The organism is Gardnerella vaginalis ATCC 14018 = JCM 11026 (assembly GCF_001042655.1).
In the GTDB taxonomy this organism is placed as follows: domain Bacteria; phylum Actinomycetota; class Actinomycetes; order Actinomycetales; family Bifidobacteriaceae; genus Bifidobacterium; species Bifidobacterium vaginale.
The window spans coordinates 33,008-48,099 of sequence record NZ_AP012332.1; the positions used below are offsets into that span (position 1 = coordinate 33,008).

Consider the following 15,092-nt stretch of genomic DNA (forward strand, 5'->3'; position numbering starts at 1 on the left):
CGCTGGGAACAAAGGCTGTGGGCTTGCAACTTTTGACCTAAATAACCGCGGAGGAGCCGCGGAAGTCAAATGACCAAGCAACCTTATGACTAGCACAAGGAGGTCTGATGACAACTCAAAATCAACAGGTGACTCCAGCAGACGCAACAATAGTTACGTCTGGACTAGGACGAAAAGGACCTGAAGAGCGCGAACTGCCAGCATCGCTTAAGCAAGACATGGATTTATGCTTACATATTCTGCGCGATGTATTAGGCGAATTTGATGAAAAACTATTAACCGTATTCGACGAAGTGCGATTAAACGCGGTAAACGCAAGCACAGCACACTTCGCACAAATGGTTGATGCACAAGGAACAGAAGACGACGGGCTAAACAAAGCTGTAGAAAAAATCAACGGCATGGATTTGCCAGATATGCAGCTTCTTGCGCGTGCGTTTGCTACATACTTCCACTTAGCAAACCTGTGCGAAGAAAACTACAGGGTCTCCGTGCTGCACCAACGCGAATGCGAAGTAGAAGAATCTAATCCCGTAGACCCAGTTAACGAGCTAACATGCGCATACCACAAGTTGCTCACGGAAATGAGCCCTGCGCAAGCTAAGGAACTGCTAAATAAACTTGAATTCCATCCAGTTTTCACAGCGCATCCAACCGAAGCGAGACGAAAAGCTGTAGCTGGTAAAATCCGCAGAATATCAAAGCTTCTAAGCAAACACAATAGGCTAGGAGGATCAGACAAGCGCGAAAACTACAGGCGTCTATACAACGAGATAGACGCATTGCTCCGCACATCGCCTATTGCTCTTAAAAAACCAACACCAGTTGAAGAAGCAGACACAATACTAGATATATTCGACGCAACATTATTCAACACAATTCCGTTGGTTTATCGCAGATTTGACGATTGGCTTTTGGGCAAAAAAGCTGGATTAGTGCCACCGCGCTGCCCAGCATTCTTCCACCCAGGAAGCTGGATTGGATCCGATAGAGACGGAAATCCAAACGTTACAGCAAAGGTAAGTAGGCAGGTTGCGAGCAAGTTTAGCAACCACGTTTTGAAAGCGCTGGAAGAACGCACGCGCGAAGTTGGCAAATGCCTGACTATGGAAACACGCACAACGCCTCCAAGCGTTGAACTGCTGGAACTTTGGAACCGCCAGAGGGAAATGAGCGAGCAGCTCACTGAAAACGCGTCCGACGTATCTAACAGCGAGCCGCATAGAGCCGTTATGCTTGTGATGGCAGATCGACTACACCACACGATTAGCCGCAATACAGACTTGATGTATCATTCTTGCGAAGAGTTCATTGAAGATTTGCGGATAGTGCAACGTTCGCTTGCTGAGGCTGGAGATGCTCGAGCAGCATATGGACCATTGCAGGATTTGATCTGGCAGGCGCAAACCTTTGGATTCCACATGGTGGAGATGGAGTTCCGTCAGCATTCGCTCGTGCATTCGCGCGCATTGGAAGATATTCGTGAGCATGGATTACACGGGGAGCGTGGCCCTCTGCAACCGATGACTCGTGAAGTTCTTGACACTTTCCGCGCTTTGGGAGCAATTCAAAAGCGCAACGGTATGCGTGCAGCTCGCCGCTACATTATTTCGTTTGCAAAGTCTGCTCAGCATGTTCGCGATGTATTTGAGCTTAATCGCCTTGCGTTTGCGCATCCACAGGATGCTCCAACAATTGACGTAATACCACTTTTTGAGCAGCTAGAAGATTTGCAGAATTCGGTTAATGTTCTTGAGGAAATCATTAAGATTCCAGAAGTTCAGGCTAGACTGAAGGCTACTGGTCGCAAGATGGAAGTTATGCTCGGCTACTCCGATTCTTCCAAAGACGCAGGTCCTACTTCTGCAACACTTGCATTACATTCTGCTCAAGAACGTATTGCACAGTGGGCTAAAGATCATGACATTGATTTGACACTATTCCACGGCAGAGGAGGAGCTGTTGGACGAGGCGGTGGTCCTGCAAACCGTGCTGTTCTTGCTCAACCAGTTGGTTCAGTAAATTGCCGATTTAAGCTTACTGAACAAGGTGAGGTTATTTTTGCTCGCTACGGAAACCCAATTCTTGCCATTCGTCACTTGGAATCAGTAGCTGCAGCAACTTTGCTTCAATCTGCTCCAAGCGTTGAGAAAACCAACACGGAAATGACTCATAAGTATGCGGATATGGCTCAAAAGCTTGATGTTGCAGCGCATAATCGTTTTATTGATTTGCTTCAAACAGATGACTTTACGCCTTGGTTCTCAACCGTTACTCCGCTTAGTGAGATTGGTTTGCTCCCAATCGGATCTCGCCCTGCAAAGCGCGGTCTTGGTGCAAAGTCTTTGGACGATTTGCGCACAATCCCGTGGGTTTTCTCTTGGGCGCAAGCTCGAATCAACTTGGCAGCGTGGTACGGCTTGGGTACAGCTTGCGAAAAGTTTGGCGACTTGGAAACTTTGCGCAGAGCTTACGAAGAATGGCCGCTGTTTAGTACTTTTATTGACAATATTGAGATGTCTTTGGCTAAAACAGACGAGCGAATTGCTCGCATGTATCTAAGCCTTGGAGATCGCGAAGATTTAAGCGATAAAGTGCTTTCGGAAATGCAGCTTACGCGCAAGTGGGTTTTGCAAATTGTTGGTGACAAGTGGCCGCTGCAACATCGTCATGTGCTTGGTCAAGCGATTCGCGTGCGCTCGCCTTACGTGGACGCGCTTTCTGTAATTCAGTCACTTGCTTTGCATAAGCTTCGCAACAAGGTGGATAAGGAAGAATTGAGCGAAAGCCAGCAAGCAGAGTTCATCTACCTGATTCTCTGCACTGTTTCCGGTGTTGCTGCAGGCTTGCAAAACACTGGATGATTTTAATAAATTACTGAATCAAGAAGGCTCTCGTATTTGCGAATTGCAATACGGGAGCTTTTTTGATAATAGGCTTATATTCTTAAACAAAATTCTTATTTACTACGAAAGATACAATATATTCTAAGTCAAAAATTTTAAACTTTAAGCAACTGAAAATATTGCCAATGCCAGTGTAGGAGATAATAATGCAAGAAGAAGTCAGCGAAGATTTTGCTAATGAAGATTCAGTTTTAGCTACATCGGTATTAAGCGCAATGCTTGCAGGGAATCGCAAATTTGCAGACGGCAATTCAGCGCATGCAGGCGTAAATTCAGAATCGCGCATGAAACTTATTGACGGTCAGCATCCTGGAGCTGTTGTGCTTTCGTGCGCAGATTCGCGAGTTGCTCCAGAATTTATATTCGACGCCGGTTTGGGCGTTATTTTTTCTGTTCGCACAGCTGGAGAAGTGTTGGATGATGCCGTAATAGCTTCGCTAGAATACGCTGTAAGTGATTTGGGAGTAAAAGTGTTGGTTGTGCTTGGGCATGAGCATTGCGGCGCCGTAAAGGCTGTTTTGCCGAACGTGCAAAAGCTGGTTTCTGAATACGGCGAAGATAAAACAAGCGAAATAATTGAGTCGAGCGAGTTAATATTGCTGCGTTCTTTAGGGCCTGCTGTGCTCGCAGGTGTTGAGGAAAATTTAGATACAGATGATATTGAACGTATTCACGTGTCTAATATTTTGGCTGAAATTTGTGAAAAATCACAAATAATTCGCGAAGCTGTTTTCAAAGACGCTTTGATGCTTGTTGGAGCAAGGTATCGAATGAGTGACGGCTTGGTGGAAGTGTTGTCATGCTAAAAACAGAAACCGAAGCAAAAACAACGAGCCAAGTAGAAAAAGCAAGTAAAGCAGAACAAGCAAATTCTGCAAACTATCTATATTTGATTATAGGGATTCCTTTTATTTCTTTGATTATTGCAATGTTTCCAGCGTTGCAAGCGCGCAACCCTTGGATGCCTGTAAACACTATTATTATGGGTGTTGCTGGGCTGCTTTTACAAGCTGTTCCTTTTACGCTAATTGGCGTGCTTGTTTCTGCTGCTGTAGAAACGTGGATTACGGCAGATTTTATTGAAAAACACGCTCCAAAGTCTATTGCAAACGGCTTTTTGGCTGCAATTCTTGCTGGAGTCTGTGTGCCAGTATGTGATTGTGTTGTTGTTCCAACGTTTTCTCGTCTTGTTGCGCGAAAGCTGCCATTGCCTTGTGCTGTGACATTTCTATGCGCTGTGCCAGTGGTAAATCCTGTTTCTATTTGGGCTACTTGGTACGCATTTGCGGACGTTCCAGCAGTTGCTGTGACTCGAGTGGCTTTGGGTGTTGGTGTGGCTCTTTTAGTGGGAATTAGTTTTGTGATTTTTCCTGTAAAATCACAAGTTTTAAGGGAAAAATTTTTCATAAAATCATGTGGATCAACATGTGATTCATGTGATTTTGACAATAATGTTGGGCCTTTAATAAGTTTTAAAGATCATTTAAAAATTTATGCTCATCACGTCTATGCGGATTTTATGCGATTAATGCCAATAATATTGTTTGGAACAACTGTAGCTTCGATTATTCGCGTTTGGCTTGGCGCAGATCCTGCATCAAAAATAAACACAACAACAGTTTTTGTGGCGATTCCAGCAATGATGCTAATAGCATACGCAAGCTCCTTATGTTCAAGCTCCGACGCAGTAATTGCGCGCTCTTTGGCTGCTTCTCTTCCAATGAGTTCAGTAATTGTTTTTCTGCTTTTTGGGCCAATGCTAGACATAAAAAACACTCTTATGCTTATTGAAGATTTTAAAGGGAAATTTGTGATACGTCTAACAGCAACTATTGTTGTTATTTGCTTACTCGCAGCGCTTCTTGTTCACCTTGCATGGGGTGTGATGCTATGAGTAGTGTAAATGTTGTATGCAATGTTGATTGTAATAATGCAGATTGCAAGCAAACTAAGCATAAAATTACTTTTGCTCATATTGCGCAATCGTTGTGTTTGATTTGCTTTTCAGCCACACTAATGTGGAGCGCATTAAGCGGATGCTACACAATCCTTACCACTCCGCGCGCATTCGTATACCTTATTTTTGCTGCGATTTTGCTTTTTGTTTTGGGAATTTGCTCGCTTTTTGGTATTATTCCAGTTTTTGCAAAAGATTCTAAACGCATTCTTGTTTCCCTAATAATTCCAATGCTCGTGATTTTAATTCCACTTCAAATGTCAAAATCAGCATTAGATCAAGGTTTTACAAAGTCTGCAGGTTTTGACGAGTACGCCTCTGGGCGCGCAATAGCAATCGCGTCTAATCGTAAAAATAATAAAAAAACTTTAAGAGGACTAGACGTAGCTAATAAAAAAATTATTATTTCAGACGATGATTTTGGAAATTGGTATGACGAAATTGACCATAATTTAGAGAAATACCAGGGATATGAAATTGTGGTAAAAGGTTTTATAAGTCGAGAAAACACGCTTTCTAAAAATCAGGTTCGCATATCTAGACAATTTATGTCTTGCTGCATTCTAGATATGTCTCCGTTTGGGTTTGTTGCAGATTTTTCTAAAAACTTACGATTTAAAAATCACCAATGGGTGATTGTAAAAGCTAATATCTCACTTGGGAATATTGGTGTTAGTGGATATTCACACAAAGGTGTGGTTCTTAAAGTTGAATCCATTAAAGAGATAAGTAAAGCTCCATCCGGTTATTTTTATAGAACCTGATTGTGTATATTATTCCGATATTAAGCACAAAGCTTTTTATATATGTTAAATTCAACTAAGATAGCAAGTATGTCGTTGGGTTTTAACATTGCACTCATTGTTGTGTTCCTTTTGTTTGGTTCCATATTTGCAGCAACCGAACTTGCGCTTGTTAATTTGCGATCGTCGCAATTAGACCGCATGGAAACGCAGGATGCTCGTGGGAAAAGAGTTGCAAAAATAGCTCGAGATCCAAACACTTTTCTTTCCACTCTTCAAATCGGAGTTACGCTTTCGGGATTTCTTTCGGCGTCTTTTGGCGAATCTGCAATCGCGCCTCATATTGTGCCAATTGTAAAGTCTTGGGGAGTTCCAGATCATGTTGCTGGACCATTAACGACTATTGTTTTAACGCTTATAATATCGTATTTTTCAATAGTAATTTCTGAACTTGTGCCAAAGAGAATAGCAATGCAGCGCTCTGAGCAAATCGCTCGAGCAGTTGTTCCAGCAGTAGATATATTCTCCAAAATATGCAAGCCTTTAATATGGTTGATTGCTAAGAACACCAACGGTTTTGTGAGACTTCTTGGATTCGATCCAAACGAAAAGGAAAGTGAAGTTTCCGACGAAGAGCTACGTGTTTTAGTTAACTCGAATAAAAAGCTTAGCCAAGATGAGCGAACAATTTTAGACGATGTTTTTGATGCTTCTGAAACGATTGTTGCCGAAGTTATGCGTCCTCGTGCAGACGTTGAGTTTTTGGACGGATCTTTAAGTCTTGAAGAAGCTGCTGCAAAAATTAGAGAATTGCCATATTCTAGATATCCTGTAACAGGCAAAGATTTTGACGATGTTATTGGATTTGTGCATGTACGCGATTTGTTAGATGTTAGAGATCCTAATGCTAAAACAGTTGCAGATGTAACTCGAGAAGGAATAAGTCTTCCTGGAACGTCTAAATTGCTTCCAAGCTTGGAGCTGCTTAGAAAACGCGGAATACATCTTGCTGTTGTTATTGACGAGTATGGCGGAACGGATGGCATCGTGACTCTTGAAGACATGACCGAGGAATTGGTTGGAGATATTAGAGATGAATACGATTTGCCAGACGAGTCAGATTTGAAGCGTGATAGTAAAGCTACTGTGTTTGTAAACGGGGTTGCTACAGTTGACGGTGGAATGACTATAGAAGATTTCGCAGATGTGACTGGAATTGAGCTAGAGGATGGACCTTATGAAACTGTTGCAGGCTATTTCCTTGCTCACACTGGCTCAATGGGCAAGGTTGGAGCTATTTTGCACGATGCGGATGGCTACGATATGACAGTTACGGAGGTTGATGGGCGTAGAATAGCTACGATTGAAGTCAGAAAAACCGAAGTAAATTAAAGATTTGAATAAAATTAAACAAAAATAAACAAAAAATGGAGGATACTAATATGGCTTTAACTCATATTGTGCCAGGTCTTGACGAATCGGCTAGTGAGAAAGCAATCGATATTTTGCAGAATCGCTTAAGCCATGAGCAGGAAGCTGCTTTAGTCTTAAAGCATGCACATTGGAATGTTACGGGTCCAGACTTTATTGCGGTTCATGAAATGCTTGATCCTCAGGTTGCAGAAGTTTTAGCTCAAGCCGATGAAACAGCTGAGCGAATTGCAACGCTTGGTGGATCTCCACTTGGTCGCGCAGACGATGTTGTAGCTTCGCGCACTTGGAAGCGTTTTGCTCTTAGCGGTAGAAAGTCCACCAAAGAGTATTTGCAAGCATTAATTGAGTATTACAACGATATGATTGCAGATGATCGTAAGGCAATTTCTCAGCTTGATGATCTTGATATTGTTAGCTCTAATATTATTCAAGATCATGTTCAGCAGCTTGAAAAGTTCCAGTGGTTTATGCGCAGTCATTTAGAGTAATTTTGTAGAATAATTTTGCGACACGCTTAGATTTGCTATTTGACATTTTTGTTTCATGTGCTAATCTAACTACTTGTATGTTTTCGACATACAAGTTGGGCCCGTAGCTCAGGTGGTTAGAGCGCATCCCTGATAAGGATGAGGTCGGAGGTTCAAGTCCTCCCGGGCCCACGAAATTGAGCATTTTGTTCTTTTTCTCCAATGGGGCTATGGCGCAGCTGGTAGCGCATCTGCTTTGCAAGCAGAGGGTCAGGAGTTCGAGTCTCCTTAGCTCCACAAATAGGGTTTCTAGCCAATCGCTAGAAACCTTTTTTCATATATTCGTATTATCGTCTTCTTTCGTGTGTTTCTTGTTCTTGCGCGCATTTTGTTATATGAGAATGTTTCTCATCAAGGTGTTTTGCTAAACTGAATACCAATAAATGAATATAGATATCTTTACGCCGTGTATTGCGCATGCTTAAGTGGATGCTCAATGGGTTAACAAGGCGTGAAATCGTGTGTTAGCAGCGTCTTAAGCGGTTAGCCTGATCAGCGTAAGGAAAGTGTATGCGTAAACTTTTATCGTATTGCCGTCGTGCTCCTCAATTAGTAATAGTTTTAGTTTTGTTCCCGTTTATTGCGGTGTTTTATTCTAGAAATCTGACTTTTATACTCGATTTTTGCAAAGTTATAAGCAAGACGTTTACTTTCCTACTTTCGTTAATAAATTTTGATTTTAATGTGCAAATAAGCCTTACAATCGGGCAAAGTATAATAACATGTTTAGTTTTATATACATGCGTTAAGTCGCTTTTAAGTATGATTGATGATTTGGCGCATGGCACACTTGGAATTGACTTGCTTGCGTTTGTTGCATTGCTTGCAACGCTTTGTATAGGCGAATTTTGGGCAAGTTATTTGATTGTTGTAATGGTGTTTACAGGCGAAGCAATCGAAGACTTTGCGCAAGATGCAGCGCAGAAAAATCTATCTCTTTTAGTAAATGCGTCTCCTCAAACCGCACATTTAATGACACTTCCTGGAATAGTGTGCGGTGAATCTTGTGAGCAATGTGCTCTGCTTGATCATAGTCATTTTAGAAAAGTCAGCGATGAATCTTCGCTAGAGGCATTGCAAGAACATAAAGATTTTACTAGTTGTGAATCGTGTAAAAAATGTCACAATAACTCTAAAGAATGCCCAATATTGCAAGAGGTAAAGTCTTCTAGCCAATTACAAAGATACAAAACAGTTCCAGTTGAAGATCTAAAAATCGGCAATGTAATAGTTGTTCTTCCAGGAGAAACAGTTCCTGTAGACGGTGAGCTTTTAAGCGGTTCCGCTGTTCTAGACACAAGCGCAATAAATGGCGAGTCGCTTCCGCGTGAAGTGTTTGCTGGCGCGCAAGTGTTGTCTGGATGCGTAAATGGCGGTGTTGTGTTGATTATGCGCGTAACTAAGTTATCGCAAAATTCGCAATATCAAAAAATCATGAAGTTGGTTGAATCTGCAAGATCTTCTAAAGCTGCAGTAGTGCGATTTGCGGATATGCTTTCTGTGCCTTTTACTGTGCTTTCATTTGTTATTGCAGGCGTTGCTTGGGCTGCATCTGGTCAGGCTTTAAGATTTGCGCAAGTTTTGGTGCTAGCTACTCCTTGCCCGCTCTTGATAGCTGTTCCAGTGGCGTTTATGGCAGGAACAGGAAGACTTGCAAAACTTGGTATTGTGGTAAAAAGCCAAGATGTTTTAGAGCAGCTAAGCCGAGTAACAGATGTGTTCTTTGACAAAACGGGAACGCTTACTGTTAAACAGCCTCAAGTTGTTAGAGTGGATTTAGCGAATCATCAAGATAGCGAAAATCAGGAAAATCAAGAAAATAGTGGGTTGCAAAATAGGATACTAATGTTTGCTGGTGTCCTGGAAACATACTCACAGCACATTCTTGCAGGAGGAATTGCAAAAGCTGGATCGGATCTTTGGCAAAACACGCATCCATCTGCCGTTCCGCAACTTCCGAGCGTGCGTGAATACCCAGTTATAAGCGGTGTTAAAGAAACTGCTGGTCAAGGTATATGTGCAAGTGTGGATGGTGTAAACGTTAGAGTAGGTCGCAAAAAATACGTTTTGCAGGCGTCAGCTGGCAATCCCGAGGATGAGTCGCAAGCAACCGAAGATAAAGCCAAACGTGCAAATGTAGAAAATATATCAAAAATAGAAAGCAATTTTGAAGAGCTTTCTGCCGACGAAATGGCGACATACGTTTCTTTTGATGGCAAACTTGTTGGGCGAATCGTTCTAAAAGACGTGCCTCGAGAAAATGCAAAATCTACGATTCAAAAACTAAAGGAGTTTGGTGTTCGTTCAATAAGCATGCTTACTGGAGATGGTCTGCAAGCGGCTCAAACAATAGCAAAAAGCGTTGGAATCGAGCATGTGAAAGCGAATTTGCTTCCAGAAGACAAGCTTGAGTGCGTAAAACAGCACTATAAGAATACGGATAGTGTTAATGCGGATAATAAGTATTCGGAAGGTAGCACAAGCTTACTGAGCACGGATGCTTTCGACTTTTCTGGCGGAAAAACACAAAAATGTAGCATAACGATGATGGTTGGAGATGGCGTAAACGATGCACCAGTTTTGGCTGCAGCAAACATTGGTGTGGCTTTGACTGATGGCACCGATACAGCGGCTTCGGAGTGCGCGCAAGTTGTGATTATGAACAACAACATTTATGCTGTAGCAAACGCTGTAAGTGTTGCAAAACACACGAAGCGTGTTATGGTTCAAGCTGTTATGTTGGGAATTGGATTAGCTGTTATAAGCATGATTGCGGCGGCTTTTGGGCTGATTCCTGCGGTTCTTGGAGCTATGATGCAAGAGATGATTGATGTTGTGTCAATTTTATGGGCGCTTACAGCGTTGAAAGGAAAGCGCGCGTAAGAGTAAATGTGCATATGTGCATAAGTCACAAGTTACAAGCACGCATAAGCAAAATGTATATAAGTGACAATATTCACTTTGGTCTTTTCTTGAATGAGTCAAGGCGCTAGTCTAAGTAGTGGAGCATTTAAGGAAGCGACTTATAAAACAGTTTACAAAAGAGTTCAAAAATGCTTAAGAATGCTTGAAATACTCAATATGGGGAAATTTTATGGAAACGAATTATAATGCGGATGCGAGCGAATTGCGAATCGCAGTTATTGGCGCGGGGCCTGCTGGAATATACTCGTCAGATATTTTTCTTCGTCAGCTTAAAAAATTGGGTGACGAAATGGGATTAGGTACGAGCGCTAGAATCGATTTATTTGAAAAACTACCAGTTCCATTCGGGCTGGTTCGATATGGAGTTGCGCCAGACCATCCGAGCATAAAATTCATTGCAGATGCTTTGGCTAAAACGCTTGATAATCCAAATATTCACTTGTATGCGAATGTTGAATTTGGCAAAGATATTACGCTAGAAGATTTATTGCCTCGCTACGATGCAATTCTGTTTGCTACGGGCGCTGTAGAAGATAAGCCGCTTAGTATTCCAGGAGCATCGTTAAACGGCGTGTATGGCGCTGCAAAATTTGTGGAATGGTACGACGGATATCCTACCAGTGAGTGCACGTGGCCGCTTGATGCAAGCGAAGTGGCTGTTATTGGTGGCGGAAACGTTGCTATGGATGTTGCGCGCGAGCTTTTGCGAGACGCGAATTATCTTAGAGAACACACGGACATTTCCGACGACGTTTACAATGGTTTGCTTAAAAACCAGGCTAAAACATTGCACTTGTTTATTCGACGAGGCGTTGCTCAAGCTAAATTCTCTGTGCAAGAATTGCGCGAGATGGAAAAGCTTTCTGGCGTGCAAATAGTTGTAAATGAAAACGATTTTGACTTGGATGACGAAACGATTGATGTTGCTGGAAAAGACAAATTGACTCGTCAAATGGTAGAAGAACTTTTTGCTATACGCGATTTGAGCGAAGATATGGAAGATAGTGGAAACGTTGACTTTGAAGGCAATCCTGCAAATCGACGCTATATTATTCACTTCAATTCTGATCCAGTTGAAATTCTGGGAGAAGATGGGCGAGTGTGCGCTATTCGAGTAGAGCGTACAGTTACAAGCGCGGACGGGAAAATGACTCGTACTGGAGAGTTTGAAGAATACCCTGTTCAAGCGGTTTACCATGCGATTGGATATAAGCCTGCTAAGGTTTCTGGCGTTGCTTACGATGAGAACAAAACTCTTCTTGCGAATAAAGATGGTCGCATAGTAACTGATCCAGATGGTGATGTTGTGCGTCCACGCTTGTATGCAACTGGCTGGGCTAAGCGAGGACCTGTTGGATTAATTGGTTCCACAAAGTCAGACGCTTTGCAAATAGTGGCAAATATGTTGGAAGATTTATCAAAAAGCTCGCTCGAAGAATGTGAATCCGCACTTCCTGGCAGATTGGCAATAGATAGAGAGCCTAAATCTATCGAAAATCTTCTCGCTTCCAGAGGCGTGGATGTAGTTGATTTTGATGGGTGGAAAAGAGTTGACGATTTTGAAGTTGAATCTGGTATGGCAGAAAATCGCGCTCGCAAAAAAGTTGTATCTAAGCAAATGCTTATAGATATAGCGAATCATCAACAATAGTTTGTTAATTTTTAGTGGTCGCTTACGTTATGCACATTTGCAAAACGTTTAGTGACCACTTGTTAACAGATTATAAATCTTAAATACACTAATTAGCATTAATCTTAAACATATTAATTATAAATATACAGTTTTCATTCAGCAAAATTACAGTTCCGATTATTAGAATCGTAAACATGTTCAGCAATATAGGAATGCGATGCCGCAATTATCTGAAAACAGCAGCACTGTTCTCAGTAATCTGGTTGATTCTTGCCTTAATTTGGGCTGCCTGTGGATTGCGCTTGCCTATGCTGATTTGGTTTGTAGTTTTAGGAATAATTCTCAGTGTGTGCGCGTATTGGCTTTCTAGCAAGCTCGCAATTCGCATGGTGAATGCTATAGAAGTCAGTGAAGATGAAGAGCCAGTCTTGTATGGTATTGTTCGCGAGATTTCTGCGAGAATCGAAAGACCGATGCCGCATCTTTACGTTGCTCCAATGGATAGTCCTAATGTTTTTGCAATTGGTCGCAGTGAAAGACATGCTGTTATTTGTTGTACGCGTGGACTCTTAAACATTCTGAACGAGCGTGAGTTGCGTGGAGTTGTAAGTCATGAGCTGATTCATATTTATAATCATGATATTTTGAATTCCACTATTGCTTCAGCTATTGCGACAATTATGACTTATGTTGGCTATGTTCTTACGTATTCCAAAAAGAAGCATACTGCTGATAGTGAGTTTGCTGTTAGATCAGAATCTTCTAAAAGCCGTTGCCCAGTGTTAAAGATTGTTGGTCAAGTTTTAAATGTGATTTTTGTGCCAGTTGGAGCATTGATGATTAAGCTGGTGGTTTCTAGAAGCCGCGAATTTGACGCAGATAAAAGCGCTGGAATGCTTACGGGAGATCCTGCAGCTTTGGCTTCTGCTCTAAATAAAATTTCTTACGGTGCAAAAATACATGAGATGAGTAGAGCCGATGGATTGCAGGCAATGTCTTCGCTGATGATTGTAAATCCATTTGAAGATGATAAATCAAAATTATTGAAGATGTTTTCTCATCAGTCAGCTGTTAAAGAGCGAGTTAACTTCTTGAGACTAATGGCTAAGTCGCAAGAGGATAATGCTGAGTATTCTGGGTATGCGGAAATGTCTTATGAAAATGAAGCTGCTGCAAAATCAGATGAATTTGATAAGTCTGAATCTGTATTCAACATCCGATATGGGAGAAGATTCCCTAGTGGAGTTGTAGCCGTAAGCGGAGCATGATATCCTTATATGGTTTGTTGTCTAGATTGATTAATCGAGTCATTTGAAGGTATTAATCGCCAGCAGCCGAACATGCGGACATAGTTCATCGGTAGAATGGAAGCTTCCCAAGCTTCAGAGGCGGGTTCGATTCCCGTTGTCCGCTCCACCGTGATGTATAAGTGGAATATGAGGGCGTATACGCTGATGCATCATGCTCATACCAACAGTTCAGACCTCTAGTCGTGTGAGTAGGAGGGCTGGATTTCTTGAGAATTGATTCCCAACCACATTCGTAGGTATTGTGTCTGCTGAGTATTTTCTCACATGTCGACAGGTTTTATAAGCACTTGACTGGTACGCGTGTTATCATAGTAAACAACAAGACCAGTTCCGCTACCCACTTCGGTGGGAGTCCAGGGCTGGTCCTTTTCGTCGGGAGGAGTTGTGACCAGTAAACCGATTAAGCCTTATAAAAGTTATACTGATCAGGTAGCTCTTTTATGCTCACGTGGCATGGAGATTAAAAATGTTGCACAGGCGACTCACGTGCTTTCGACACGTAACTACTACCGACTTTCGGGGTACTGGTATTCGGCACGCATTATTGATTTTGCTTCTGGTAAACCCACAGATAATTTTCAACCTGGTACATCTTTGGATTTATGTACTGAATTGTATACTTATGTTTACAAAAGGTAGTGAGATGGGTCGTCATCTGGGCCTTTTTGGTAGTGTGTTTTTTGATGCGCATGAAACAAGTTCAGGGTTTATTATGGTGGGATTTGGATTACAAAACCCATGGATATTAACTTTAATATTTCTAGTTCTATTTGTTTTTTCTCTTGTATTTTTTATTATTTTATCTGCATTGCAAAAAAGAAAGAAAATGTTGGAGGCGCTATCAAAGAATAAAATCTAATGAAAATGTTTAGAATTTGGAGCCTATGTGTTCAGGTATTCTATGGCTTTTTGAAGTCGTATATGTTTATTATGACGATTTTCCAATTAATGATTGATTATTATGATAGATATGCTAAAGCATTAACAATTGTCTACTTTACTCAACATATTTTAGTATTGACACGAAAATCTTAGTTAAATTAAAATTATATTGTACATGCTATGGCAGCATATACATGATGTTAGGAGGTTTTATGAAAAAATGTAGTTTTATAATCAGCTCATCGATATTAGCTATTTCTATGTTGTTTGCTATACCCGTTGCTAGTGGAAATAGTATAAATAAAAATGATGCAAGTTTGTTTAATGAAACTGGAATGACGTCTTCACAAATTGATAGTTGGGTGAATGATCCAAAACAGAATATTTATGGTCATAGTAGAGAAGATGTTATAGCTTATTTGAGGGCGAATTACAATCCATCATATAGTTTTATGTCTGAAAGTAAGTCATCAACTTGGAGTAATAGGTGGTTTTCTAGTGGCAAGTGGATTAACAGATCTGGGCTAGTTTCTTTGTCTTTAATGCCAACAGATTGGGTTACTGTTCCTCACGCCGCTCATGCCACTGGTCCTAAGGCTTGGGAAACGGTAAAGAGTAGATTTGGCAATGACAAAGAGTGGAGGAAGTATCCTTGGGCAGATGAATCAATGCTCGGACAGTTTAAGTGTCATGTAGGATATGGAAAGCTAAAAGTTCCATATAATTTAGAACCATCAAGAGAGCATTTTAATCCAATAACATGTAATTGAGAAAA

The 15,092-nt window shown here is 41.5% G+C and carries 11 protein-coding genes and 3 tRNA genes; all 14 read left to right on the forward strand.

Translation table 11 applies throughout. The annotated features are described in order from the left end of the window. Positions 1–107: 107 nt before the first annotated feature. Positions 108–2,864 (forward strand): phosphoenolpyruvate carboxylase, encoded by a 2,757-nt coding sequence (locus GAVG_RS00140; protein WP_004116485.1) that lies wholly within the window; start codon positions 108–110, stop codon positions 2,862–2,864. 188 nt (positions 2,865–3,052) lie between these two features. After that, positions 3,053–3,712 (forward strand): carbonic anhydrase, encoded by a 660-nt coding sequence (locus tag GAVG_RS00145; RefSeq protein ID WP_009993864.1) that lies wholly within the window; start codon positions 3,053–3,055, stop codon positions 3,710–3,712. After that, positions 3,706–4,800, forward strand: coding sequence for a permease (locus tag GAVG_RS00150; RefSeq protein ID WP_004113976.1), 1,095 nt, complete (start codon positions 3,706–3,708; stop codon positions 4,798–4,800). The genes GAVG_RS00145 and GAVG_RS00150 overlap by 7 nt, the downstream gene beginning before the upstream one ends. Beyond that, on the forward strand, positions 4,797–5,627 hold the full coding sequence (locus tag GAVG_RS00155; protein ID WP_004113975.1) for a TIGR03943 family putative permease subunit: 831 nt from the start codon (positions 4,797–4,799) through the stop codon (positions 5,625–5,627). Before GAVG_RS00150 ends, GAVG_RS00155 begins: the two co-directional genes overlap by 4 nt. A 69-nt stretch (positions 5,628–5,696) precedes the next feature. After that, positions 5,697–6,998 carry a hemolysin family protein gene (locus GAVG_RS00160; protein ID WP_004113973.1) on the forward strand — a complete coding sequence of 434 codons (1,302 nt, stop codon included), beginning with the start codon at positions 5,697–5,699 and terminating at the stop codon, positions 6,996–6,998. A 50-nt stretch (positions 6,999–7,048) separates the two neighbouring features. Beyond that, positions 7,049–7,528 carry a Dps family protein gene (locus GAVG_RS00165; protein WP_004573592.1) on the forward strand — a complete coding sequence of 160 codons (480 nt, stop codon included), beginning with the start codon at positions 7,049–7,051 and terminating at the stop codon, positions 7,526–7,528. A gap of 97 nt (positions 7,529–7,625) precedes the next feature. Further along, positions 7,626–7,699: transfer RNA gene (locus GAVG_RS00170), tRNA-Ile, on the forward strand. A 32-nt stretch (positions 7,700–7,731) separates the two neighbouring features. After that, positions 7,732–7,804, forward strand: a tRNA-Ala gene (locus tag GAVG_RS00175). Between the two features lie 273 nt (positions 7,805–8,077). Beyond that, the gene (locus GAVG_RS00180; RefSeq protein WP_013399373.1) at positions 8,078–10,450 is read left to right on the forward strand and encodes a heavy metal translocating P-type ATPase; all 2,373 of its coding nucleotides are present in this window, start codon (positions 8,078–8,080) and stop codon (positions 10,448–10,450) included. 211 nt (positions 10,451–10,661) lie between these two features. After that, positions 10,662–12,143: an FAD-dependent oxidoreductase gene (locus GAVG_RS00185; RefSeq protein ID WP_009993508.1), complete on the forward strand. Its 1,482-nt coding sequence runs from the start codon at positions 10,662–10,664 to the stop codon at positions 12,141–12,143. Positions 12,144–12,319: 176 nt separating this feature from the next. Then, entirely contained in the window at positions 12,320–13,393 is a 1,074-nt protein-coding gene (locus tag GAVG_RS00190; RefSeq protein ID WP_013399376.1) for a M48 family metalloprotease, read from the forward strand. 74 nt (positions 13,394–13,467) lie between these two features. Then, a tRNA-Gly gene (locus tag GAVG_RS00195) sits at positions 13,468–13,541 on the forward strand. A gap of 516 nt (positions 13,542–14,057) precedes the next feature. Then, on the forward strand, positions 14,058–14,294 hold the full coding sequence (locus GAVG_RS06580) for a hypothetical protein (protein WP_013399377.1): 237 nt from the start codon (positions 14,058–14,060) through the stop codon (positions 14,292–14,294). 235 nt (positions 14,295–14,529) lie between these two features. Further along, positions 14,530–15,087 (forward strand): DUF2599 domain-containing protein, encoded by a 558-nt coding sequence (locus GAVG_RS00205; protein WP_004116508.1) that lies wholly within the window; start codon positions 14,530–14,532, stop codon positions 15,085–15,087. Positions 15,088–15,092: the final 5 nt, after the last annotated feature.

Bases quoted from the DNA above. Each gene is read 5' to 3' on its own strand.
- GAVG_RS00140 (WP_004116485.1), top strand. From the start codon at position 108: ATGACAACTCAAAATCAACAGGTGACTCCAGCAGACGCAACAATAGTT.
- GAVG_RS06580 (WP_013399377.1), top strand. From the start codon at position 14,058: ATGTTTACAAAAGGTAGTGAGATGGGTCGTCATCTGGGCCTTTTTGGT.
- GAVG_RS00160 (WP_004113973.1), top strand. From the start codon at position 5,697: ATGTCGTTGGGTTTTAACATTGCACTCATTGTTGTGTTCCTTTTGTTT.
- GAVG_RS00185 (WP_009993508.1), top strand. From the start codon at position 10,662: ATGGAAACGAATTATAATGCGGATGCGAGCGAATTGCGAATCGCAGTT.
- GAVG_RS00165 (WP_004573592.1), top strand. From the start codon at position 7,049: ATGGCTTTAACTCATATTGTGCCAGGTCTTGACGAATCGGCTAGTGAG.
- GAVG_RS00145 (WP_009993864.1), top strand. From the start codon at position 3,053: ATGCAAGAAGAAGTCAGCGAAGATTTTGCTAATGAAGATTCAGTTTTA.
- GAVG_RS00150 (WP_004113976.1), top strand. From the start codon at position 3,706: ATGCTAAAAACAGAAACCGAAGCAAAAACAACGAGCCAAGTAGAAAAA.
- GAVG_RS00205 (WP_004116508.1), top strand. From the start codon at position 14,530: ATGAAAAAATGTAGTTTTATAATCAGCTCATCGATATTAGCTATTTCT.
- GAVG_RS00155 (WP_004113975.1), top strand. From the start codon at position 4,797: ATGAGTAGTGTAAATGTTGTATGCAATGTTGATTGTAATAATGCAGAT.
- GAVG_RS00190 (WP_013399376.1), top strand. From the start codon at position 12,320: ATGTTCAGCAATATAGGAATGCGATGCCGCAATTATCTGAAAACAGCA.
- GAVG_RS00180 (WP_013399373.1), top strand. From the start codon at position 8,078: ATGCGTAAACTTTTATCGTATTGCCGTCGTGCTCCTCAATTAGTAATA.